Source organism: Marinobacter confluentis (assembly GCF_004785685.1).
Lineage (GTDB): Bacteria > Pseudomonadota > Gammaproteobacteria > Pseudomonadales > Oleiphilaceae > Marinobacter > Marinobacter confluentis.
Window position 1 is genome coordinate 856,796 of the sequence record NZ_SRPF01000001.1, and the last position, 22,636, is coordinate 879,431.

Below are 22,636 nucleotides of genomic sequence, written 5' to 3' on the forward strand. Positions count from 1 at the left end.
TTTGGCCAGTTTCCTGAGTATATCGGGTTACTGAGAGCTCTGCCCGACACAAGTCCCCGGCCGGAAAGTGTCAGTTTGAGAATGGATGACGGGGCTTGGATACCGAGTGATTATCGGCTCAGCGCCCATTCACAGAATTCGCCAATCGGCATGGGCCTGGCGAAATGATAGCCCTGAACTCGATGGCAGCCCAGTTTATGCAGCATTTCCAGTGTTTCGGCGTCCTCAACCCCTTCAGCTACGGTTTCCAGATTCAGGGTCTTGGCCAGTTTGAGGGTGTTTTCAACGATAGACAGATTATGTTTGCTGGTGCACATCTGGCTGACAAAGCAGCGGTCGATTTTTAGCTCGTTGATGGGGAGTCGGCTCAGATACGCCAGTGATGAATACCCGGTTCCAAAGTCGTCCAGAGCCACCTTACAGCCGGCATCCGCAATCAGCAGCAAAGAGCCGACCACGGCGTCTATGTTGTGCATCATGGAGGTTTCGGTCACCTCAAAAATCAGGCGGTCCATGGGCATCGCGTTCTGTTTGGCATCGGCCAGCACATGGGACGTAAAGCTGCTGTTGGTCAGGTTCTGCACCGACAGGTTGATGCTGCAGGTGATGTTCAGGTTTTTTTCCTGCAGGGTCTTGATGGTCTTCCAGGCCTGGCGGATAACAAAGCGGGATAGCAAATCCATCAGCCCACCGTTTTCGGCAATTTCAACGATCTCTCCGGCAGGAACCGACCCGAACCGAGCGCTGTTCCAGCGGATCAGAACTTCCACCCCGACAAGTGTCTGCCCGGTGCCGTTCATCTGTGGCTGCAGGTAAAGTTCCAGCTCCTCTGCTTCGATGGCCTGCGGCAAAGCGCCCATCAATGCCAGTCGGCGGCGGGCAAAGGCTGAAATCTCCTCGCTGTAGACCTGCACCGTCACTTTGTCCCTGGCGCTGCTATCCCTCGCGGCGGACGCATTCTGGAAAAGCACTTCGGCGGTGTCGCCATGCTCCGGATAGATCGCCACACCACAATGGAGATTCATGAACAGCGGCAGGCGGATGGAGTTAACCGTGACATCGTGATTGCCCACCACCTGTTCGATAAAAGGTTCCAGCCTTCCGTCCCACTCTTCGAGATCCATCATGAATGCGATAGAGCCGAAGTCGGGGATGGCCAGATAGGACGGCCCCTTGGTTTCCAGGCAAATGATTGAGTCGGGGCCTGCCAGCGCGTGATTGAAGTTGTTCACGAGCTGGCGAAACATCTCCTCTGCCAGGTTGTAGCCCATGCTGGACGCAATCTCCTTGACCTGCGGGTAATGAACCAGAACCAGTGCCACCCGGCCATCCTGCTGGGTGGTCTCCTTCAGACGATGGTTAAGGAGCGAGGTATTCGGCATTCGGGTCACCGAATCGTGCATGGCCTGTTCCAGGGATTTCAGATGCAGTTCCCTGACCTGCCGTTCGGCATCCTGCTGAAGCTGCAGCGCCGAGATCTTGTGTGCCCGCTCCTCCTTGATGCGGTGGGCCAGGGCAAAGGAAAGCAGCAGCACCTCGGCGGCGGAGCCCACGGCAAGGGCATTGTTGGTGATGGCGTTAACCGGCAGAAAGCCGAATACGTTGAGAAGATATACCGACGCCCCCAGGGCAAACGCTGTCCAGGCAAGCACGAAGTAACGGGCGATGGCGATACCTGCCAGCAAGCCCCCTGCACCTGCGGCTATCAACAGCGTGACTACCAGTATGCCCAGTAATCCGGCCAGCTGCGCGCCGCTGAACGGGTCAAACAGGGTATAGACGATTAGCGCCGTCGCAAGGCCTGCGGCCAGCTTCATACTTCGGTTCAGGCGAGGCGAAAATCCGGGCCACCGCAAGAACTCACGGGCAAACAGCAGCGCCCACAGCGACAGAAAACCGGTGCCAATCGGCAGTGCGTAAAGAGTCAGAGTTGGCGACTGCGGCCAGATGAAGGTGTTGCCCACCCCCGAAATGCTGAGCATGGCAAAGCTCAGTGAGGCCAGGTAAAGAACATAGTAACCATAGGCCCCGTCACGAATAGACAGAAACAGGAACAGGTTGTAGATGATCAGAGCAGAAAGCAGCCCAAAATAAGCGCCCCAGGAAAGACTCTGCGTTATGTAGCGATCAAGGAGATGGTCTTCACGCCAGAGTTCAACCGGAACCTGCAGCGAAGTGGACGAATCTGCCCGAAGCAGAAGGTCCAGGTTGCCAGTAAGCCCTCTTGGGATGGGCAGGCTGATAGAGTAGCCGTTCGAATGCCTGCGGCTCTGGCGAACCTGTTCACTTGTGACCCGATGAACAGACGGCAGGCCACCGTCACGCAGAATATGCAGTTCGGCCTCTTCCAGTAACGGATAAGGCACCACGACATACCATTGCTCGCTGCTGGTTTCCGGGATCTGTACTGACGTTCTTACCCAGACGGGCGAATCTGTGAAGCCAAGGTTCAACACACGCCCGGACTTATCGAGCCACTCCCCTTTCGCCACAACACCCGCCAGTGTCATCTGGCCCGTGGGATCCAGGGTGTAGGTCAACTCGTCATTCAGGGAATAATGCTCGCTTTCACCCTGTATGACCACATTCGCTGAAAGCGCTGGAGAGAAGACCATGGCAAACGCCAGGATCAGCAAAACCATCCAATTCTTTTCCGTCATTATTCATTCCTGTCTTCCCCTCACTCGGCCAGGGGCTTGATCAGTCGGCCAGCAAATCCCATCTCCTTTGCCTGTGAACAGAACGAGAGAAATTCACCACCCTCAAGGTCCGGGCGCCGAAGCAGGACCAGCGCCTCCACCAGGCAGCCCGGGATGTCACGCCGGTTCCAGGAGGGCATCCGTGGAAACATTACGAAATCCGAGTGGGAAAGTACCACTTTCTCCACGGTTATCCCTTTTTCCAGCAACTTCTCGCGTGCATGCAGGCTGATGCAAGGGTGGGTGTCGTCGGCGATCATGGCGCCAGCGGGCATGTGCTGAAACAGATCCAGCACCAGATCACCCTGGGACATCAGGCCGATGTATAGCTTGCGGTCATGGAGCCGGGCCACGTTTGATGTGCGCAGAACAGCGCCCTGCTCGGTTCTGACCTCCTCGTCTTTTTCATAGCGGGGGTCAAAGGCAACTACGGTTTCGTAGAGGCCGGTCAGGTCCTCACAAACCGCGTTGCCGATCCGCCCTGCACCACCGAGAACCACAATGCTGGATTCCTCGGAATACTCCGCACGGGCCTTCATCTGCTGGGCAATATCCCGAATCATGTATCGGGTGCCAAGGCTGCCCTCGACCAGCGGGTCGGCAATCTCTATGCCGGCCTTCTTGGCAAAGGTAGGCAGGCGGCCTACCAGCGCAAAGCGTTTCGCCTGAGGGAAATCAAGTTGTAATTGGCTGATGTAGGTCCGAACCTTGTCAGAATTCGCCTGCAGTTCCTGCTCAGGCGTTTGTGACGCCACCAACAGACCCCGGGCATTCTGGTTCCGGATGAAGCCCAGTATCAGATTCGCTGGCATATGCTTCGCCATTTTCGGCGACCAGTAGGTGTCGGTATCCCTTCGATTGCCGTAAACCGCAAACACAAAATCCGGATTAACAAGCTTCAGGATAAGTGATCGCAGGAGGGTATTCGCGGCCAGTACCGCAAACCGGCGGCTGTCGCGCCAGAGCCTGCGTTTACTGCCAACCATAAAACGCTGCCAGGCGGGTGCCAGATCGTAAAGCGCCCGAAGTTCGTCACCGGAAAAACGCTTTCCGTCGAACTGTAAGCCGATGTGGCTTTTGCCCAGATGCGTTATCTGGGCCGCCAGTGGAGGCTGATCGGTGCCTTTGAATGAAACATCAATGGTTTCGCCGGGCGGGATATACAGCCGGCCGGGTCGCTTCAGCCGAAGACCGCAAGCGGACATATTCAGTGTACTGGTTTCAATCGTTGCATCTGCATAACTGAGGTTGACGGGAATTCGTATCCCGGAGCGGCGATTGCGGCGCCGCTCCTTTTGCATCCTGGTCATCGGCCAAACATCCTGTGGCTGTCGTCTGTTGTTTCTGAAAGGAAATCCAGATCCCAATGTAGACGATTCGGTACGTCAATTGTGTGACCTGTTATCAGATTCTGTATTCGTTGAGCCTGGCCTGGAGCGATTCAGCAACAGCCCGTAATTTTTCCGCCGCCTGGTTGGTGGATGATGCGTTCTTATCGCTGATGCTTGCGGTCTGGCGGAGGCTCTCAAGTCGTTCGTTGATATCCTCTGACACCTGACTTTGCTGCTCAGCCGCACTGGCCATCTCGATATTCGTATCGCGAATGGCTCGCACGCCTGCCCGTAGCTTCTCGATGGCCTGGCCGGTCTGTTCGATAGTGCTGGTGGCTTCTTCAGCCAGTCGGCTACCGTCAGTGATTACTTCAGCGACGGTGTCCACGCCTTCCTGCAGGAACTTGATCTGATCCTGGATTTCCTTCACCGAACCCTGGGTACGCTGCGCCAGGTTACGGACTTCGTCTGACACGACCGCAAAGCCCCGCCCATGCTCACCGGCCCTGGCGGCCTCAATGGCCGCGTTAAGCGCCAGCAGGTTGGTCTGTTCTGAAATATTCTCGATAACGGAGAGTATGCTACCGATGGCCTGGGAGGCATTCTTCAACGAAGCGCTGGATTCTACGGAACGCTGGCCGTTACTAAGCTGCCTAGCGATGGTCTGGGTGGTGGTCTCGATCAGCGCCTGTCCATCTTCGGCGAATTCATCGGCTTCCCTGGCCAGCCCCTCTGCGCGGGTAGCACTGTCGGCAACCGCTTGCGCTGTGGCGCTCATTTCATTCATGGCGGTCGCGACCTGCTCGGTCTGCTGGGTCTGCTGATAGACCACGGATTCAGATTCCGATGCGATGGTCTTGAGACTTTCAGACGAAGCCAGGAGGCTCTGAGCGGATGTCTTGGTCTCAGAAATGGTCGCCTGCAGGCGGTTCAGTAGCTTGTCGAAGCCATTGGCCATCATGCCGAGTTCGTTATTGCTTCGGGAGTTGAAGCGTACCGTCAGATCGCCTTCACCTTCGGCAATGTTATTGATCGCATCAATCATCTTCTGCAGGGGCCTGGCGATAACGAATTGAATCAGGAAACCCAGACAGACGATGATGATCAGGCCACCGACGCTGATCATTAATACCGCGCGGGTGGCTTGCGCCCAGACCATTCCGGATACTTCGTCTTTGGCATAACCGGTCACCACGCTGTAGCCCCAGGGCTCAAAAGCTGTGCGTTCCAGTTCCCATTCGTCGGAGGAAGTCTCCAGAATCTGGCTAAGCTGGTCCGCGTCGATTACGTTGGAGTGCATCCGGATCTTGTTCTTGTCGTCGATCAGCGCAACGAAACCCTGATCGAGGAGACGGGACGACTCGATGGCCCGGTTCAGCTCGGAAAGATCGGCGGAATAGCCCACGTACCAGATGCCAACGATCTCATTGAATTGACCGCGCATGGGCGTGTAAGCCGTCAGGTAGGGGTTGCTAAGGATTTCGACCTGGCCAAAGAAGGGTTCGCCCCGCGCTATGGCCTGACCGGCACCGCCGCTCATATTCAGCGTGGTACCGGTGGCCCGGGAACCATCCTGTTTCTTGACGTTGGTGGACACACGAATGAAGTTGTCGCCGTCACGAACAAACAGTGTGGCGGTACCGCCCATGATATCTGTGACGCCGTCTACCAGGTCGTAGTTGTTGTTGATCAGGGTGTCACCCAGATAAAGCCCCGGTGCATCCGTACCGCCCACCGCCTCAGAACCTTCGATACGGGGGTTGCCGAGACTTTCACCACGCACTGTCAGGAGGTTCAGGGAACTCTCAACCCGTTTGGACATGAGTTCGTCGGTAATCGAGAGGGCTCTGAGCACATCGTCCCGAAGAACGTTGCGCTGATCGACAACGTTAGTCTTGATGGTTGACTGAGTCTGCCAGGCAATGAGCGCGCTGGCGACGGTCATGATCGCAATGATGAGGATTGAAACCGCAACAATGAAAAGATTCCGGATTGTCACATGGGCCCCCTGGTCTGAGGATTTGGAGCTGGTTGAAATAAGGGCTAGAAGGCAGGCCCGGTCTGGACTATGGCTATGATAGATTTATCGGCAAGCGGCGGTAGAACATGAGCGCTATTTTAATGGCGGCAGTGATCTGGGTCTCCCCCATTTGCGCCGTGCTCAAGCATGACGCTGATGTCTCCGCCGTCCATCACCTCGCCTGCGGCAACCACTGGCAACTGAGTGTTGGCTTTCAATGCTCTAACCAGGTCCAGCGTCTATCTGCTGGCCTTCTTCCACGGTTGTGGCCGTTGCCATCAGGTAAATGCCCGCGTTTTTCAGGGCAGCAACGAACTCGGCTGGAGGCAGCCCGAAATGAAAGCTGACCACCGCCGGGCGGGTTTCAACCAGCATTCTAAGCATCTCGGGATCACTGCCGAACGCTTTGTAAATCTCTTTCAGAGCAGACGGCGGACTTGAATTGAACTCTGAAAAGTATGGTGCAAGATATTGATTCCATTGATTTTCTACTTGAGGATCGGGCGATGCCGGGCGATGGCAGAACACATTAACGTTGAAGGCCCTGTCCGTCAGTGACCGGGTCTCTTCGATCATCTTCCGCGCCACTATCGGGTTACTTGCCCCCACACTGATTGAGCCCAGGGCGCCCGCATTGGACACCGCCGAAGCCAGCAGGGGCGTTGATACTCCTGCCATAGGCGCCTGAATGATCGGATAATCCAGGCCAGGCACTGCTTTCAATAAGTCCATTTGCACTATTCCCCGGGTGTATTGATCCCTGCCTGTCTATAGCTCGTAACCATTAGCTCCCGAACAATTCTCGACAAAATGAAAGGGATCAGACTGATGCTTACGCTCAACGCAAAGAAGTCCGTTTATCTCACATTGGCGGCCGCCGTCACTTCAGCTGCACTGCTGGTGTCGGGCGCTGCGAATGCCAACAGCGCTCCGAGCGCCCAGGAAATTTCCGATGCGGTCAGCGATCATTCCTATCAGGGCAGCATGAGCGAGCCCAACTCCGGCTTCAATGAATACTATGCCCCAGACGGCACGATTCACGGCAAGGGTTACACCGGAGAATGGACAACCAGAGCGGGTGAAATGTGCTTCGCCTATGGTGAGGGCCCAACCTGCTACGGTGTCAGCCTGGACGGGCCATCAATGGTGCTTCGCATGGATGGTGAGATCAAAGGCAGCGGCATGTTGATTCCAGGCAACACTGTTAAATAAGCCTCGTGAGAAAAACACCGTCAGCCCCAAGCTGCCCGGATGGGCAGCTTGGGCCTTCCCTCTTCCCCTACTCCACGGCTGGTTTTTTGATACCCAGCTTCGCATTAACAGCGTCACGAATCTCGCGATAGCGTTCCGGGTTGTTCGCGAGCGTGTCGAGATCGTCTTCCGGGAAAATTTTCTGCTTCTTCTTCTGGGCCTCCTCCTTGCCGACCACATTCGGCAGCAGTTGTTCCAGGCATCGCAGCATCACCTCTGGCGACACTGAGGCACCGGGTGACGCGCCTAGCAGGGTTGCGTAGGTTTTGTCCTTGGAGACCAGAATCTCAGTGCCCATCTGCAGGTCGCCATCCTTGATGATCTGCACTCGCTGGCCGGCCTCAATGGGCTTCCAGTCGAACTTCTTGCTGAGACCGGGCGCGAAGTTTTCCAGCTCCGCGATCATGCTTTTCTCACCTTTGAAGGTTTCAGACACCAGGTACTTGACCAGCGGGAAGTGTTCCAGCGCCACGTTGAGCAGGCCCGGAATATCATGCAACCGCATTGAACGCAGGTAATCAAAGAAGCTGCGGCCTCTCTCCAGCACCGGTTTGAACGACGCAAAGGGTCCAAACAGCAGATAGTGCTTGCCATCCACTACCCGTAAATCCAGGTGCGGCACCGACATTGGCGGTGCACCGACCTTGGCTTTGCCATAGGTTTTGGCCCGGTAATAATCGGCCTGTTCAGCGCTGATGGGGGCCTGCAGAAAACGCCCGCCCACAGGGAAGCCAGCGAACCGGTTTCGGAAGGGTAGATGGCTCTTTTTCAGCAGCGGGAAGGCTCCCCCACCGGCGCCGACAAACAGCACATCGGCTCGATACTGAACAGCCTGGCCCTGGCGTTGGGTTTCGATCAGCCAGCGTCCTGTCGGGCTCTTGTGCACTCGTTTAACGTGGGTACCGTATTCGATTTTAACACCCAGTTCCCGGACAGCGTAGGACGCCAACTGCTGGGTCAGAGCGCCAAAGTTCACGTCGGTGCCGGTTTCGATAACAGTCGCTGCCATCTTTTCATGGCGGGGCCGCTCGTCCATGGTGTACGGAATCCAGCTTCGGATCTCATCAAAATCCTCCGAGTAACGCATGTGCTCGAAAAAGTGATGAGCTGACATTTCCTTGAACCGAAGCCGCAATTCTTCAATGGCCGACTCGGAAACGATGGTGCAGTGCCGGGTCTGGTTGATGAACGATTTCGGGTTTTCAATGGCGCCTTTGTCGACCAGGTAGGCCCAGAACTGTTTGGCCACATTGAACTGGGCGTGGATTTTCAGGGCCTTTTCAACCGAAATGACCTCCTCATCCACCGGGGTATAGTTCAGTTCGCAGTTGGCCTCATGCCCGGTCCCTGCGTTCCAGAACGCCGATGAATTACCCGCGCCGGCGCTGTCCAGCCTCTCCAGGATGGTGATATCCAGATCCGGGGCGAATTCTTTTGCCAGCGTGGCAAATGTGGTTCCCATGATCCCTGCGCCGATGATGATGACATTCATATAGCTTCCCGTAAGTCTGAGTGTCCTGATTGGTTTGGTGTACTTTGTTCCAGCGCCGTATTTGCGAACTAGCGGAATTCCGGTGGCAGCTCTGCGTCATCCGGCACCCGCAATTCGAAACCGGATGTCAGGTTGATGGCTTCCCCGGGCTGAAGCTGCCTTTCCCAGGATAATACACCCTTGATATCCAGGGCATCCCGCTGGACCGGCTCGGAGATGTCCAGCTCTTCCACTGTCAACTGGTCCTGGCGGGAGACCGGAATCCGGTCGAAAACACGCACGGCGACTGCTCTGGGATGATTGTTGGTGATTTCATAGCGGTTTATCTGGCGGACATACTTTTCACCCTTGAATACGCCCTGCTCACCCGTCTGGTTCTGCTCATTGATGACCTCAGCTATAACCCGGTCGTTAACACCAAAACCCATGGCCAACTCACTGCCAGTCGACAGGCTTTCAAGGTAGGTTCGCCCAACCGACTGGCCGTCCCGGTAAAGCGTTGCCGGGCCCCCGGGTAGTGACGCTTCGGCTTCAAACAGACCAGTGGCATGAATAAAACCGTTCAGATCCATCGCCGGGTAGAACCGGGTTTCGATGGACACCGGAACATTGTGGTTTGCAATCGTGACGAACTGATCCGAATTCCCGCTGGCCAGGGATACCGGTGCCTGAATGCGATAGCTCTGGGTGAACGCCCCCTGATCCTCAATGGTGGCCGGTTGCGGGGAACTGGCGACCTCGGACTGAACCATGTCCATGGACGAGCTCAGCGCCTTCTGCGAACGGTACTCGGGCTGACCGCCCGGGGCTACCAGCCATGGCTGTAACGGCGGAATGTCGGTGCCAGATCTTGTGTTGGCCGTTGACAGGCTTACCTGTACCCCATCCCAGTCCAGGCCTGTGGTCTGGCGAATCAGGGCGAGATGCTCAAGCACCAGTGTGCCCTCGGTTCCGCTATCGGCGGCTTGAAGGCGAGCATTGTACTGGCTCCGCCAGCCCGCCTCATGGGTTTGGTACTGCAGTCTGACGGAGCCCTGGCCAGCGGTTTCTGCCTGGTAGGCGATTGTCACGGTTTTGGTGGCTTTGGCGTTCTGCTGGGTGGCGGCAAGCTCCCGTTCTATGCGGTCTCGTTCCGCAAGATCATCAGCCATCGCGTTGCGGATGTCTCTGATCCGGGTCAGCGCCTGCTGGGTGCGTTCCTGAACGGTGGCGCCCAGCTGTGCCAGTTCTGACGCGGTGATTTCCTTGGGCGTGCCGGCGGCTTCCGCCATCAGCCGCACCTGCTGGTTCCAGGACTGGATTTCGTCCTCCCGCGCGCCAATGCGGTACTCCAGTTGCTGCAGGGCCTCTTGCAGTTCCCGCGTTGCTTTGGCCGCCACCTCGGTCTGCTCTACCTGGCGAATCTGAACACGTTGGGTCAGCACACCTGGCAGGCCCCTGATTTCAGCCATCAGTGTGTCATCCTGCAGTGACACCGGAAGCCCCTCCAGAGAGATTTCACCCGAACCCTGTTCCACAGACACCGGTTGCTGCCATACCAGTTGAGCATGGGAAGGATACAGGGTTGCCGAGGTGATTTTGGCCTGGGCGACCAGTGGTAACCCCAGCATCAACAGAGCGTAATGCCATTTCATGAATGACTCCTTAGTGTCAGCGAATCTACCGTTGAAAACCGGGGCTCAAAGCGCCCATGAAATCGTCCAGAAGCTCGGACGCCGTGGCGGTGTCGCCCCGAAGCGCCTCGGTATAATGTTTGCTGAATTGCCTGAAATCGGTTTCATCCCAGTTGGCCGGGTCCATCACCTCACGGACACCGCCAAGATTATCCCTGTCCGCAATGGCGAGGCTGTAATTCATCGAAACGCCGCCCTGCCCGGCAAAATCATAACCGGTGTGATAGTCGTGAATCAGCAGTAAAGCCAGTCCGCCACCCATGAAATGCCTGCCGAGGCTGAGTGCCATCCGGCCTTCACCTATTTCATCCAGCGCGCGCTGCTCCCAGTCCAGGCCGCCCACCATCAGGTCTTCGCCCGGCTTCCGACCCGTGGCCCGGGCTGCGTCGATTGCACCCAGCGCCATGCCGTCACTGGCGTTCCAGATGAGGTCCAGAGCCGGGTATCGAGCGATCAGTCGTTCGACTTTCAGGCGGGCTTCTTCCTGATCCCAGTCTGCAAAAAGCAGTTGATGGTCAATCGAGCCCTGGCCTTCAAGCATGTTTCTGAGGCCCTCATTACGATGGATTGCAGCGGAGGAATCCCGACTACCGGACAGCCCGACCAGCATATTCGCCTGGTTTCCGGTTTTCTGCTGATAGCGTTTAAACAGTTCGGTGGCAAGAGTGGCACCGGCGGCGCGGTTGTCTGGAGACAGGTGGCCAATCCAGTGTGGCAGTTTCTCTCTGGGCTGGCCGGTTTTGGCCAGCTCTTCTTCAGGAACGGAAGTGTTAAAGGTGAACACCTTTATTCCCGCTTCGCCAACCCGGGTGAGCATATCGTGGGTGACTTTTTCCTTGCACATAAAGACGATGTAATCGGGTCGGTCGGGCTGCTCAAGCACTTTGTTCAACAGATCGCGGTAACTGAAGCGGTTGCGGTCCTGATCGGTGTAGATCGTAAGATCGATTTCAAGATCGTCGGCTACTGCCTGCATGAAACCGCCAACCATATGCCAGAAACGGGAGGTGTCCGGGGACAGGAAGACAACCTTCACGCCGGCTGAAGGCGCTGCGTGAGTCGGTAACGCAAACCCCAGGACCTGGCAGATGATCAAAAAGAATAATGCCCTGTGCTGCACAACAAACCCTCTACAGGTTTTTCCATGTTGATGATAACGCGCCATTATCAGGCCAAACCACCAGGAATACACTAGCACTGGGGTGGAACCTGCCAAAAGTTACCTTTCGATACACATCATTACTTTTCTGCAATTGTTAACTGCGTCATGGGTTGAGCCGGGATTTGCTGATACTTTGCAAACTCAACAAAAACCGCACCGCAAGTATTCCATGGAGGAACACCTCATGAGCCGTCGACTGGTTTCTGCCCCTTTCCCAACAAGCGTATGTCTTGCCACGGCTCTGTTGGCCTGTCCGCTTTCAGCCCAGGCAGCGTCGGTACAGACGGTATTTTCGGCGGAGAACGCCCTCTATGGCGCGGGATACAGCATCGGAAAGGCAGACGGCTGGATTGATGGCAATCTACGGAAGGCTGTCAGACAGTATCAGGCTGACAGACCGGGGCTGAGTGAAACCGGCGAACTGGATTCTGAAACCCTTGCCTCTCTTGGTGTATCTAACACTGGGTCCCAGTTGATGGGCAGTAATATGGTTGCCAGCCGGGAAGCCGCTCGAAAAGAACTGGGGCTGGAAACACTTGCCAGCAATCCGGAACCCGTCAGAGTCAAAGCACCAGAGCCCGTTGTCCAGCCCCAACCCGAACCTGAGCCCGTTGCAGCGGCTGAGCCGGTTGTTGCATCCGAACCTGCGCCGGCACTGGAGCCGGCACCAAAGCCAGATCCTGTAAAGACACCCGAAACGGTAAAAGCATCCGAACCGGTAAAGGTGGCACAATCCGAACCAGAACCTGCGCCTGCCGCTGTCCAGAGCAGGCCGGAGCCAGCACCGGAACCGCAACCTCAATCCGACACTGAACCGACCTCTGAACCGACCTCTGAACCTATCATTATCGCGACTGCTGTGCGGGCGAGCACCGGCCAGGCGCCGTCGTCAGACGCGGCCGTGGCAGATGTTTCTCGGGCAGACAACGCCCAAGTAGAAACTGCTCAGGCAGAGCCGGAAGAGCTACCCGCCCCGCAAGCTGAAGCGCCTGCCACTAAAGCCGCAGACAAGGAAGACCTGGGCGATTCAGACACAAACGAGGCGAGCGAGGGTAACGTGATTACCAGAATGTTCGATTTTCTGTTTGGCTGGATGGTCTGAGCCTGGCGCTCAGACCCGGCAGGTCAGACGAATTTCCAGAATGGCGTTTTCAGGCGCTGTTCAATGATTTCCGGCGGATAGCCCACATCCTTGAGCAACCTGGCTTCCTTGGTTAGCACCAGGTGAATAAAGTCCCGTTTTTTGCGCCAACCCTTGTAAACGGACACTGCTTTTTTCATGACTTTCTTTCCTGTGAACCCTGAGATTCCGGCGAGGCCGGGAACTGTTTATGTAGCTACCTATTGTATGGAATAGGACCTGCCGCCCCCATACTTGGATACACCTACGAAGAACTACTAAGCTGCAGATATCACCATCCCGGGCCCTGCCACGCCTTATGCCGCCTTTGACAAACCGCTAATAGAAGATGCCCGTTCCATGGGTATAGGATGGCCGGACCATGAAGACAAAATGATCCGCCAATCTGAAGGAATATTGCATGACCTATGCGCGAATTGCCGGGACAGGCTCCTACCTTCCTGACAATGTCATGACCAACCAGCAGCTGGAAACGCTTGTTGATACCAGCGATGAGTGGATACGTGAGCGCACAGGCATTGAACAGCGGCATATTGCCGTGGAAGGCCAGACCACAGTAGATCTCGCCGAGCAGGCGTCACTGCGCGCCCTTGAAGCGGCCGGAATAGCGGCAACCGACATTGATCTGATCGTCTTTGCCACCTCCACCCCCGATAAGATTTTCCCCAGTTCTGCCTGCATTCTGCAGGCCCGGCTCGGCATTCACGGCTGCCCGGCTTTTGATATCCAGGCCGTGTGCAGTGGTTTCGTCTATGCCCTTTCCGTGGCGGACAAGTTCATTAAAACTGGCTCCAGCAAGAAGGTACTGGTGGTAGGTGCGGAGCTGTTTTCACGGATTCTGGACTGGGAGGACCGAGGTACCTGCGTGCTTTTCGGAGACGGCGCCGGCGCGGTGGTACTGGAATCCAGTGAAGAAACCGGCATTCTGTCCACCCACATTCATGCGGATGGCCAGTACGAGCATCTTCTGCACGTTCCCTGCGGTATTGGTGACGGGTTTGATCAGGTCCGCGCTGGCAAAGGCCATGTGCATATGAAGGGCAATGAGGTTTTCAAGATTGCGGTCAGCACCCTTGGCAAGATTGTTGACGAGACTCTGGAAGCCAACCAGATGGAAAAATCCGACATCGATTGGCTGGTTCCCCACCAGGCTAACCTGCGGATTATTTCAGCCACCGCGCGAAAACTGAAAATGTCCATGGACCGGGTAGTCGTCACCGTTAACAAACACGGCAATACCTCCGCCGCATCCATTCCCCTTGCGCTGGATGTGGCCGTACGTGACGGCCGTATCCAGCGCAATGAAGTTCTGTTGCTGGAAGCCTTTGGTGGCGGCTTTACCTGGGGCTCTGCCCTGATCCGGTTCTGACGGTCAGGCCACAGGCTCCCAACTGCCACAGTTATAACGCTCCACCCCGGCGCCTGCGAAACGGTGCAGCAGAACCCAGTGATTGTCGATCAGTGCAGCAACGTCGGGCTGGCGGCGGATGACTGACTCTATTCGATCCGCCGGCGCATCGACCAGAACCGTGAGACGGACCGGCTCATGGCGCCAGTAGGTGCCATCGTGCACAGACTGTATCGGTAATCCGATCCGGAGCCTGCTGTCATTGCCCTCGACCACGCCGATGTTGCCGCCAATCACCGAGTGCAGAAGTTTGTTCCCCGCGCCGTATACCTCCGGCGCCGTGACCGACGCGAAGTACTGCAGGTTGATCCAGTTGGCGACAACCATCGGCGCGCTGAGCAGGCTCTCGAGCAGCGCCCCTTCGGTGTCAGGTTCAGGATCATAGTCGTGCAGGAAAACCCGGCCGCCAAGGTTACAGCCTCGAGTTCTTGCTCGTTTCGCAAAAATAATGGCCGCGTTGTTGGCCAGGCCCCATTCAGGCCGGACCTCGGACCAGTCACGGGTCCTGGTTTCCATCGCCTGCTCTAACCGGGCGTCGGTCAGCCCGTTCAGCTTCAGCGGTGTTGCCCTCTCCCGGCGGACCAGGCGCCCGGCTTTTTCAAAACCGGCCTCAAGGTCCACCAGTTTCTGCAAGTGAGAATCGGGCACCTTTTCCCGGTCGGCGATGGTGACGCTGTCGGTTGCCGTGCAATGCTCGGCCGCCACGGCCCAGGTGTAATCCGGAATGCGAATACCCCTGCGGGCAAGGCCTGCCCTCACCTGAGGATCGTTCACCAGAGCCGCGGCCACCCGGGCGTTGGTGCCGCCACTCTGACCACCACAGGCCCCGCAATCCAGCCCTGCCTGATTCGGGTTATTGTCGGTGTGGCTACCATGACCAACAAACACCAGCAGCGGGGCAAATCCACTGGTCAGCGACATGCCCTTCAGCAGGTTTTCGGCCAGGCCAGTTCTTTCCGAATCGTTCAGTGGGTCGCCGCCGTAGCGGTGAACCAACCTGCCCTCAAGCTGGTTCCCGTCGACCTTTTTCTGGCCCGATTTCAGAGTGTCCTTCAGGAGCTTCCAGGCCCAGGCCATGCCTGTGGTTTCCACGAGGGTAAAGGTTGAAAGGCTGCTGTATTTTGCCTCACGGATGGAAGCGCGGGTAATTTCCTTCTGGTCCCGGCTGTGGTGCTCGGCAAGGTCTTCGCGCACGCTGCCTTTGGTGTCAACCAGCCGATAGGAGGTCGGAAGTAACCCCGGCAGGCGGCGCACCGGTGCAAAAGACCCATGGCGGTGATGTTCAATGGGCATGCCAAAGAAGCCTGCAAAACCCAGAGTCTGCATGCCCGGATGAACCTGCTCAAGATGACGGCGCATAACCTCAGAACGGACATCGATACAGAAAACCGCCTGCACCTCGGGCAAGCCGTCAGGCCCTGTGGCAGGCCCGGACTGATTCGAGGCAGAGCCTGAACCGGTCAGGCCACATGCCTGCCAGAGCGCACGTTGATAGGCTAGCTCATAGGCCCGTTGCCAGACCCAGAGCCTGTCAGGCTCGCCGTGGCGATCGGCCCGTCTTGCCCTGGCCCGCTGCTTCTGCCAATCCGCTTTCTGATCCAGCGACGAAAACTCGATCGCGAGACGTTCCCACACCAGCATGATGGCCAGTATTTCCATACAACGGTCAGAGACCTGCCCGTCCAGGCCTGCCCGCCAGTCCTCGCCCCGACACCAGGACGCCCAGCCGTTCACCTGCAGCAGCAGGCTATGACAGATGGCCTCAAGTTCCGCCCCGGAGGCGGAAATGGCTCTGATGGAGTCGGCAGTGACCTGCTCCAGGGTGTTGGGCAGGTCCCGAAAAAACCGGCGGGCGCCAGGTACGCCAGTTTTCGTGTCCAGGGAACGATCCTCCCGCACGGATTCCAGCCAGAATGCAAACAGACTATGAGTCTGCAGGTCTTCCTGATTCGGATTTTCCTCGCCTTGGGACCAACGGCGTTGATGCTGGTCAAAAAATGCACCGCAGGTTGCAGAAACCTGATCGCAGGCCGCTTCCGCCAGTGAACCTTGCAACATGGCAAACTGTGTGACTCCCTTTCGATGCTCCGCCTTTTCCAGCCGGCGGATATCATCTATGGGGTCACCGCCCTCGCCTCTTTCCGCCATGCTTGCCTCGAGGTCCTGTTGCTGAATCCGGCCACCTTCCCAGGCTTCCCGATAAAATGCAGCAGGCATCAGCATGTTGATGCCGCCCCGGTCCTGAAGCAGTTGGTCAGCCCGGGCAGCCGGCAGGTGCCTCAACCCCCAAAAAGGGTTTACCGCAATCCACTGGTCCAGTGGCCAGACCGGCGCGATTGAATCACAGGCCTTGCGACAGGAATCGCGCCAGGCCTCGTTGGTTAACTGTAACTCCGGCACAGACACGGACAGACTGCTCATGACTTCTCCTCAAGCCTGAAAGGGTGATGGGGAACCCGGCGGAACATGGACGGCACTTTCAAGGCTTCGGCCGCCAGCGCTCGGGTCAACCGGTCAAATGGCAGATCAAGATAGAGGCCCTGACGGAAATGGGTGCAAAGCATTCGGGTAACCCGATAGCGGGCGCCAATCAGGATCAGCAGTGAAAGAACCGCCAGTGCCGCCACAATGGTTCCTCCCAGAACATAGGCGACTGGCGGCAGCTCAAACCCGGCATGAACCGGTACCGCCGGCCCCACGAGCATGTGCAGAAGCGAATAAACCGGCACCAGACCAACGGCGAGCCCGGCAAGGCGCAACCTGAGCCGGTTTGTGGCACCGGCCGGTATGCCCATGGCCGCAGCAGATACCGCAAGTACCAGCAAGGCTGCAAACACCGGATTACCCTCGACGATCCAGGGCGCGAAGAACAGAATTAGTGCAGCACAGGCGCCACTGCCGCCGGCCCAGGCCAGGCGCCTGACCAGTGAGGCCCGTGGAAAGCTGCCACCGCCCGAAACCACAACCGTGCGACCGGAGGCCAGGAAGGAGTGCGCCTTGTACAGCGAATGCGCCAGCAGGTGCAGCAGCGCGAGAGTGTAAGCGCCCATACCGATCTCAAACAGCATGAAACCCATCTGCCCGCAGGTGGACCAGGCCAGCGCGTGTTTGACTGAATGCTGGGTCATCATGGTCAGAATCGCGACCACTGCGGTAAAGCCGCCAACGGTAAGCAGAATCAGGTGGCCTGCAGTGAAGCCATCGAATACCGGGAACAGACGCAACCAGAGGAAGCCTCCCAGATTGATCACACCGGCATGCAACAGCGCCGAAACGGGCGTAGGCGCTTCCATGACCCGTATCAGCCAGCCGTGGAAGGGAATCTGGGCACATTTTAGGACCGCCGCCAGGGCCAGGGCTATGGAAGCCCAGTGCAGCTCAACCGAGCCTTCTGCACGGGCAGCTTCATCAGCCACCATTTCTGGTAGATGGAAAGTGCCGTACTGGAGATAGAGCAGAACCACACCGGAGACAATCAGGGTGTCCCCCAGACGGCTGACGATAAACTTCTGAACCGCCGCCATCCTGGCCTGCGGCCGATCCTGATAGAGTGTCAGCAGATGATGAAGGGACAGGCTTACGCCGATCCAGGCGCCGGCCAGAATCAGCAGGTGGTTGGTAAACACCAGTACCAGTACTGACGCCACAGTCACCAGAAACCAGGGAAAGAAGCGATCTCGGCCTGGATCCTGCCGCAGGTAAGTGTCTGCATAACGCAGGATGACCCACCCCACAAACGCCACCATCAGCGACATCCAGACCGCAACGCCATCCGGATAGAGGCCGAGGCGATTGCCTACCGCGGTCACTGTTGAATCAACCACAGCAGTGTGTGCCTGAATCACCAGCATGGCACCAACGGCAACGGATGCCGCCATCGCCCCAAGGAACAGGCGGTCCGCGATGTGCCAGCAGCGGTTCTGCTTAAATGGATTCTGCAGCCAGCTGTGCAGGCCAGCCAGTCCAAAAAGGGCGACTGGCACCATAAGCCAGATTGCCAGAACCAGTAACGAGCCTATCTCAGCGATTGTATTCATCTGGGCAAACTTCCCGTTTGGCGTGTATTTGACTGATGCGAATACTTTGCCCATGTTCGACCGATATAAAAAATGGTTTATACTGATCACTTCATTCTGTTTTGAAGAACGGTTTGCGATGAAGCTGAACTATCACCATCTGTTTTATTTCTGGAAGGTTGCTCGTACGGGCCATCTGACAAAGGCTGCAGAGGCACTGCACATATCCCAGTCCGCGCTATCCGGGCAGATCCGGAAACTGGAAGAAAGCCTGGGGCATGACCTGTTCATTCGCGAAGGCCGTCGTCTCAAGCTGTCCGAAGCCGGGCGTATGGCGTTCTCTTACGCCGAGGAAATTTTCCGCCAGGGTGAGGAGCTGTCAGCTCTCTTTGCCGCGGGTGCCCAGCCAAACCGGGAAATTCTGCGAATTGGCGCGGTAGCCACCCTGTCGCGAAATTTTCAGGAGGGTTTTCTGCAACCGCTGTTGAATCGGGAAGATCTGGAATTGAGCCTGCAGAGCAGTCACATTGATGATTTGCTCAGACGGCTGTCTGCCCATCGCCTGGACCTGATTCTTTCCAACCAGCTGGTTCGTGGGGATGAGCAGAATCCCTGGCGCTCCCGCCTGATCGCAAGACAGCCCGTGAGCATCATCGGCCCGTCGGGGGCGGCCGTTCGGGGTGAGTTCCAGGACGTATTGCAGGGACGCAGCCTGATTGTGCCGGGGCCGGATAACAACATACGCCAGGCCTTCGACCAGTTATGTGAATACCATAGCCTGCGCCCAAATATTGCGGCAGAGGTGGACGATATGGCCATGATGCGACTGCTGACCCGGGACACCGGCCATTTTGCGATTCTGCCACCGGTTGTTGTGCGGGATGAACTGAAAAACGGAACCCTGGCGGATTACGGCGCCCTGCCCGGCGTTTATGAGGAGTTCTATGCCATCAGCATCCGGCGTCAATTCGAAACTCCGGCCTTAAAAGAGCTGCTTTCCCAGCCGCCGGATAATTTCCTGACCCAACGATCGGTTGATCATTCTGACTAACCAGTCTGTTGTGAAAAGCTATCAGACAAATGCATCTCTACCTTTATACTGTGGGCGGGTTTTTCCGAGGACAGCCTTGCGATGAGTATTCCGAGTAATCCAGAAGATCCTTCAGTTGTGATCGTCGGCGCCGGTTTTGGCGGGCTCTGCATGGCTATTCAGCTCAAAGAGGCCGGCTTCAACCGGATCACCCTGCTGGAAAAGGGCCCGGATGTCGGTGGTACCTGGCGCGACAATACCTACCCCGGGGCTGCCTGTGATGTGCAATCGCACTTCTATTCCTATTCGTTCGAGCCCAAGCATGACTGGTCACGAAAGTTCGGCATGCAGCCCGAGATTCTGGACTACATGCGTTTCTGCGCAAAAAAATACGATCTGCTAAAACACATTCGCTTCAATCAGGAAGTGCGCTCAGCAAGCTTTGATGAAAACCGAAACCAATGGCAGGTCGAAACCGGGTCAGGTGAACAGCTTCAGTGCGACATACTGGTGACGGCCACAGGCCAGCTGAACCAGCCTGCCTGGCCACGTATCCCCGGGCTGAGTTCGTTTGAAGGTACTCTTTTTCATTCTGCCCGTTGGGACCACGATCACTCCCTTGAAGGGAAAAACGTAGCTGTTGTTGGCACCGGGGCCAGTGCCATCCAGTTTGTTCCCGAAATCGTCCCACAGGTACAGTCCCTGACCCTGTTCCAGCGCTCTGCTGCGTGGGTATTGCCCAAACCCGACCGCCCTTTCAAAAAATGGGAACAGACCCTGTTTGAGAAGTTCCCGCTCTGGGACCGGGTTTACCGGACCCTGATCTACTGGAAAAACGAAAGCCGCGGCCTGGCGTTCACCCGCTTCAATAGCCTGTTGAGCCTTTTTGCCTGGCAGGCAAAGCGCTTCGCCAGAAACCAGGTGCGTAACCCCCAGAAACGCAGGGATCTGATACCCGATTACCAGATTGGCTGCAAACGCATACTGATTTCCAATGACTGGTACCGGGCCATCGATCAGCAGCATGTAAACCTGGTAACTACCGGTATCGAACGCGTGGTGAGTAATGGCGTGGTCACAACAGATGGCGCCCTGCACAAAGCGGACACCCTGATTCTCGGCACTGGTTTTGCCGCATCAGAATTCCTGTCACCGATGACCATTACCGGGCTTGGCGGGCAAACCCTCAACCAGGCCTGGGCCGACGGCGCGGAGGCCTTCAAGGGCATAACCGTGTCCGGTTTTCCGAACTTTTTCATGCTGTATGGTCCCAATACCAATCTTGCCCATAACAGCATTGTCTTCATGCTGGAATCCCAGGTTCGGTATGTGATGAGCTGCGTGCGGGCTCTTTCGAAAAACCCTGGTGCTGCCATGGATGTGAAGCCCGACCGGCTCCGCGCATTTTCCATCAACATACAGCAGCGGCTTACTAACAGCGTCTGGGAATCCGGTTGCCATTCCTGGTACCTCGACAAAAACGGCAAGAACACCATAAATTGGCCCGGCTTTACCTTCACCTATCGACGTGAAACCCAGGAGCACAACCCGCTCGATTTCCGTTATCTGCCCTCAAATCCAGAGTCGTAAGCCTGATGAAGTTCAGTATCGATCGATTTACCCTTTTGCTGCTTGGTGCGGTGGTGCTGGCAACCTATTTGCCAGTGCGCGGCGGTCTAGCAGATGCCCTGGCGACCATGGTTACGCTGGCCGTTGCGCTTCTGTTTTTTCTCCACGGCGTGGCTCTTTCCCGAAATCAGATTATCGCCGGGGCAACCCACTGGCGGCTGCACATCATCATCACCGCTTTTACATTCGTGTTTTTTCCGCTGATGGTTCTGCCTATCCACCAGATCAGCGTCGTATTGCCGGCCTGGATGCCGGCGGATCTGGGGCTGGGTTTCCTGTATCTGGGGGTGCTGCCATCAGCGGTGTCATCATCCATTGCGTACACCGCCATGGCCCGGGGCAACGTACCGGCTGCTATCTGCAGCGCGGCGGCCTCGAATGTGTTTGGCATGATGCTGACGCCGTTTCTGCTGCTGATGCTGGTGAGCAGCTCCGGAGCCGGAGAACTGTCAGTGGCCGAGGCCCTGAAAGACATTGTGCTGCAGCTGCTTCTGCCCTTTGCCGTGGGCCACGGCCTGCGCCCCTGGCTGGGCGGTTTCATGGCACGGCAAGAGAGACTCTCGACGCGCTATGACCAGTGTGTGATCTGGCTGGTGGTCTATTCGGCCTTTTCACATTCCGTTGCCAGCGGGCTCTGGGAAAAGCTGCCACTGTCGGCGATATTCCTGACTATCGTGCTTTGCGTTCTGCTGCTGGTGTTTTTTATGGCGCTGGCAACACTGGTGGTGCGGCGCCTGGGCCTGCCTCTGGAAGATGAAGCCGCGGTTGTGTTCTGCGGTTCCAAGAAGAGCCTGGCATCCGGGCTGCCAATGGCCAAGGTTCTGTTCTCCGGCCACCCTGGTTTTGGCATGATTGTGCTGCCGATCATGTGCTACAACCAGATACAGGTCATCGTGGGTGCCATGCTGGCGCAGCACTATCGGAAGAAAATCGCCGACGCGGGATCAGCCACCGAAAATGCTGTCAAAAAAGGTAGCTAGTACCACCAATGCCACGACCCAGCCAATAACAGCAGGCCAGAAATTGGTTACCGGCGGCTGGGAATCGTCTTCGAAACTGCTTTCCCGGGATTCATGTTCCCGGTCGAAAGTCTGATCCGCCGGCTCCGGCTGCCGACCGCTCTCCAGTTCCCGCCAGCCAAACCAGTCTGCCAGGAACGCCACCACGGCCGGCGGGAAACTGCCATTATCGGCCATTGGCCGAACCTGCTGCTCCAGCGAACGGGCAATCGCGTCCCGCAGATGGTCCTGATCGGCCGGCGGCTCCGTCAGAATCGCCCGCCAGATACCTTCATCCGCGGCCCGGCGGGAGTCGTTAAGAAGTGCTTTGACCTGAATCACCACTTCCCTGACGATCTGTTGCTCTTCAGCGTTAAGCTCTGCTCCTGGCGCCGCCTTGGGCTCGCGTTGGTGCTGCGGCTCAGGGCTGGCTTGCCCTTCGCTCACGGGCTCGGACCCAGCCATTTCTTCAGGTGCTTCACCGCTGGCCTCGCGGTAAGCCTGATGAAGGCGATCCAGCTCCTCGCCGTCGGCAAATTTTTTCTGCTGTTCATAGGCCCGATCAATCGCAGCGCGATCCCGGGTTGGATCAATGCCCAGAACTTCCCAACAATTCATGATTAGATTATCCAACTGTAGGATTAGTGTGCATTTCAGCGAGACAAATAAGGTTCTCTCCCATAGGATAGCGTCAAGAACTTAATAAAAAAGTCTCCACTACTCGGCAAAGTATAAATCGACAACCATGCCCGTTACGAACCGGAATTCCGCTGTTTGCCCGATTTC

The 22,636-nt window shown here is 57.0% G+C and carries 18 protein-coding genes; 6 read left to right on the top strand and 12 right to left on the bottom strand.

The window, feature by feature from the left end:
- Window positions 1–110: 110 nt before the first annotated feature.
- The 5 genes from E5Q11_RS04015 to E5Q11_RS04030 all read right to left on the bottom strand — a co-directional run bounded on the left by E5Q11_RS04015 (window position 111) and on the right by E5Q11_RS04030 (window position 6,782).
- Window positions 111–2,660 carry an EAL domain-containing protein gene (locus E5Q11_RS04015; protein WP_135802085.1) on the bottom strand — a complete coding sequence of 850 codons (2,550 nt, stop codon included), beginning with the start codon at window positions 2,658–2,660 and terminating at the stop codon, window positions 111–113.
- A gap of 20 nt (window positions 2,661–2,680) precedes the next feature.
- Entirely contained in the window at window positions 2,681–4,009 is a 1,329-nt protein-coding gene (locus E5Q11_RS04020) for a PilZ domain-containing protein (protein WP_135802086.1), read from the bottom strand.
- Window positions 4,010–4,103: 94 nt separating this feature from the next.
- Entirely contained in the window at window positions 4,104–6,029 is a 1,926-nt protein-coding gene (locus E5Q11_RS04025; RefSeq protein WP_135802087.1) for a methyl-accepting chemotaxis protein, read from the bottom strand.
- A gap of 119 nt (window positions 6,030–6,148) precedes the next feature.
- Window positions 6,149–6,268, bottom strand: coding sequence for a nitronate monooxygenase (locus E5Q11_RS17930; RefSeq protein ID WP_225314947.1), 120 nt, complete (start codon window positions 6,266–6,268; stop codon window positions 6,149–6,151).
- Window positions 6,269–6,272: 4 nt separating this feature from the next.
- Window positions 6,273–6,782, bottom strand: coding sequence for an NAD(P)H-dependent flavin oxidoreductase (locus tag E5Q11_RS04030; RefSeq protein WP_135802088.1), 510 nt, complete (start codon window positions 6,780–6,782; stop codon window positions 6,273–6,275).
- 96 nt (window positions 6,783–6,878) lie between these two features.
- Here E5Q11_RS04030 and E5Q11_RS04035 point away from each other — a divergent pair, with 96 nt between their 5' ends.
- Window positions 6,879–7,262 (top strand): hypothetical protein, encoded by a 384-nt coding sequence (locus tag E5Q11_RS04035; RefSeq protein WP_135802089.1) that lies wholly within the window; start codon window positions 6,879–6,881, stop codon window positions 7,260–7,262.
- 67 nt (window positions 7,263–7,329) lie between these two features.
- Here E5Q11_RS04035 and E5Q11_RS04040 read toward each other — a convergent pair whose 3' ends face one another.
- The 3 genes from E5Q11_RS04040 to E5Q11_RS04050 form a co-directional block, all read right to left on the bottom strand.
- Window positions 7,330–8,793 (bottom strand): malate:quinone oxidoreductase, encoded by a 1,464-nt coding sequence (locus E5Q11_RS04040; protein ID WP_135802090.1) that lies wholly within the window; start codon window positions 8,791–8,793, stop codon window positions 7,330–7,332.
- Window positions 8,794–8,861: 68 nt separating this feature from the next.
- Entirely contained in the window at window positions 8,862–10,427 is a 1,566-nt protein-coding gene (locus E5Q11_RS04045) for a DUF4139 domain-containing protein (protein ID WP_135802091.1), read from the bottom strand.
- 25 nt (window positions 10,428–10,452) lie between these two features.
- A complete protein-coding gene (locus tag E5Q11_RS04050) occupies window positions 10,453–11,562 on the bottom strand; it encodes an ABC transporter substrate-binding protein (protein WP_168215603.1) in 1,110 nt (369 codons plus the stop codon).
- A 250-nt stretch (window positions 11,563–11,812) separates the two neighbouring features.
- Between E5Q11_RS04050 and E5Q11_RS04055 the strand changes: the two genes are divergently transcribed.
- Window positions 11,813–12,730 (top strand): peptidoglycan-binding domain-containing protein, encoded by a 918-nt coding sequence (locus tag E5Q11_RS04055; RefSeq protein ID WP_168215604.1) that lies wholly within the window; start codon window positions 11,813–11,815, stop codon window positions 12,728–12,730.
- A gap of 23 nt (window positions 12,731–12,753) precedes the next feature.
- Here E5Q11_RS04055 and E5Q11_RS17755 read toward each other — a convergent pair whose 3' ends face one another.
- Window positions 12,754–12,909 (bottom strand): hypothetical protein, encoded by a 156-nt coding sequence (locus E5Q11_RS17755; protein ID WP_168215605.1) that lies wholly within the window; start codon window positions 12,907–12,909, stop codon window positions 12,754–12,756.
- A gap of 260 nt (window positions 12,910–13,169) precedes the next feature.
- Here E5Q11_RS17755 and E5Q11_RS04060 point away from each other — a divergent pair, with 260 nt between their 5' ends.
- Complete coding sequence (locus E5Q11_RS04060; RefSeq protein WP_135802094.1) at window positions 13,170–14,138, top strand: beta-ketoacyl-ACP synthase III; 969 nt, start codon at window positions 13,170–13,172, stop codon at window positions 14,136–14,138.
- Between the two features lie 3 nt (window positions 14,139–14,141).
- On the opposite strand, the gene E5Q11_RS04065 is transcribed toward E5Q11_RS04060, so the two are convergent.
- Together E5Q11_RS04065 and E5Q11_RS04070 are read right to left on the bottom strand one after the other, a co-directional pair.
- A complete protein-coding gene (locus E5Q11_RS04065; RefSeq protein ID WP_135802095.1) occupies window positions 14,142–16,598 on the bottom strand; it encodes a YbcC family protein in 2,457 nt (818 codons plus the stop codon).
- Window positions 16,595–18,214 (bottom strand): NADH-quinone oxidoreductase subunit L, encoded by a 1,620-nt coding sequence (locus E5Q11_RS04070; RefSeq protein WP_135802096.1) that lies wholly within the window; start codon window positions 18,212–18,214, stop codon window positions 16,595–16,597. The genes E5Q11_RS04065 and E5Q11_RS04070 overlap by 4 nt, the downstream gene beginning before the upstream one ends.
- 118 nt (window positions 18,215–18,332) lie before the next feature.
- Here E5Q11_RS04070 and E5Q11_RS04075 point away from each other — a divergent pair, with 118 nt between their 5' ends.
- The 3 genes from E5Q11_RS04075 (at window position 18,333) to E5Q11_RS04085 (ending at window position 21,832) form a co-directional block, all read left to right on the top strand.
- Window positions 18,333–19,244 carry a LysR family transcriptional regulator gene (locus E5Q11_RS04075; RefSeq protein WP_135802097.1) on the top strand — a complete coding sequence of 304 codons (912 nt, stop codon included), beginning with the start codon at window positions 18,333–18,335 and terminating at the stop codon, window positions 19,242–19,244.
- An 81-nt stretch (window positions 19,245–19,325) separates the two neighbouring features.
- Window positions 19,326–20,813 carry a flavin-containing monooxygenase gene (locus tag E5Q11_RS04080; protein WP_135802098.1) on the top strand — a complete coding sequence of 496 codons (1,488 nt, stop codon included), beginning with the start codon at window positions 19,326–19,328 and terminating at the stop codon, window positions 20,811–20,813.
- A gap of 5 nt (window positions 20,814–20,818) precedes the next feature.
- Window positions 20,819–21,832 (top strand): bile acid:sodium symporter family protein, encoded by a 1,014-nt coding sequence (locus E5Q11_RS04085; RefSeq protein ID WP_135802099.1) that lies wholly within the window; start codon window positions 20,819–20,821, stop codon window positions 21,830–21,832.
- On the opposite strand, the gene E5Q11_RS04090 is transcribed toward E5Q11_RS04085, so the two are convergent.
- The gene (locus tag E5Q11_RS04090) at window positions 21,797–22,468 is read right to left on the bottom strand and encodes a J domain-containing protein (RefSeq protein WP_135802100.1); all 672 of its coding nucleotides are present in this window, start codon (window positions 22,466–22,468) and stop codon (window positions 21,797–21,799) included. The two genes, E5Q11_RS04085 and E5Q11_RS04090, sit on opposite strands and share 36 nt — an antisense overlap.
- Window positions 22,469–22,636 lie beyond the last annotated feature (168 nt).

What these genes read in the sequence shown, in the direction of transcription:
- E5Q11_RS04015 (WP_135802085.1), bottom strand. Translation starts at nt 2,660, where the DNA reads ATGACGGAAAAGAATTGGATGGTTTTGCTGATCCTGGCGTTTGCCATG.
- E5Q11_RS04020 (WP_135802086.1), bottom strand. Translation starts at nt 4,009, where the DNA reads ATGACCAGGATGCAAAAGGAGCGGCGCCGCAATCGCCGCTCCGGGATA.
- E5Q11_RS04030 (WP_135802088.1), bottom strand. Translation starts at nt 6,782, where the DNA reads ATGGACTTATTGAAAGCAGTGCCTGGCCTGGATTATCCGATCATTCAG.
- E5Q11_RS04035 (WP_135802089.1), top strand. Translation starts at nt 6,879, where the DNA reads ATGCTTACGCTCAACGCAAAGAAGTCCGTTTATCTCACATTGGCGGCC.
- E5Q11_RS04040 (WP_135802090.1), bottom strand. Translation starts at nt 8,793, where the DNA reads ATGAATGTCATCATCATCGGCGCAGGGATCATGGGAACCACATTTGCC.
- E5Q11_RS04045 (WP_135802091.1), bottom strand. Translation starts at nt 10,427, where the DNA reads ATGAAATGGCATTACGCTCTGTTGATGCTGGGGTTACCACTGGTCGCC.
- E5Q11_RS04055 (WP_168215604.1), top strand. Translation starts at nt 11,813, where the DNA reads ATGAGCCGTCGACTGGTTTCTGCCCCTTTCCCAACAAGCGTATGTCTT.
- E5Q11_RS17755 (WP_168215605.1), bottom strand. Translation starts at nt 12,909, where the DNA reads ATGAAAAAAGCAGTGTCCGTTTACAAGGGTTGGCGCAAAAAACGGGAC.
- E5Q11_RS04060 (WP_135802094.1), top strand. Translation starts at nt 13,170, where the DNA reads ATGACCTATGCGCGAATTGCCGGGACAGGCTCCTACCTTCCTGACAAT.
- E5Q11_RS04065 (WP_135802095.1), bottom strand. Translation starts at nt 16,598, where the DNA reads ATGAGCAGTCTGTCCGTGTCTGTGCCGGAGTTACAGTTAACCAACGAG.
- E5Q11_RS04070 (WP_135802096.1), bottom strand. Translation starts at nt 18,214, where the DNA reads ATGAATACAATCGCTGAGATAGGCTCGTTACTGGTTCTGGCAATCTGG.
- E5Q11_RS04075 (WP_135802097.1), top strand. Translation starts at nt 18,333, where the DNA reads ATGAAGCTGAACTATCACCATCTGTTTTATTTCTGGAAGGTTGCTCGT.
- E5Q11_RS04080 (WP_135802098.1), top strand. Translation starts at nt 19,326, where the DNA reads ATGAGTATTCCGAGTAATCCAGAAGATCCTTCAGTTGTGATCGTCGGC.
- E5Q11_RS04085 (WP_135802099.1), top strand. Translation starts at nt 20,819, where the DNA reads ATGAAGTTCAGTATCGATCGATTTACCCTTTTGCTGCTTGGTGCGGTG.
- E5Q11_RS04090 (WP_135802100.1), bottom strand. Translation starts at nt 22,468, where the DNA reads ATGAATTGTTGGGAAGTTCTGGGCATTGATCCAACCCGGGATCGCGCT.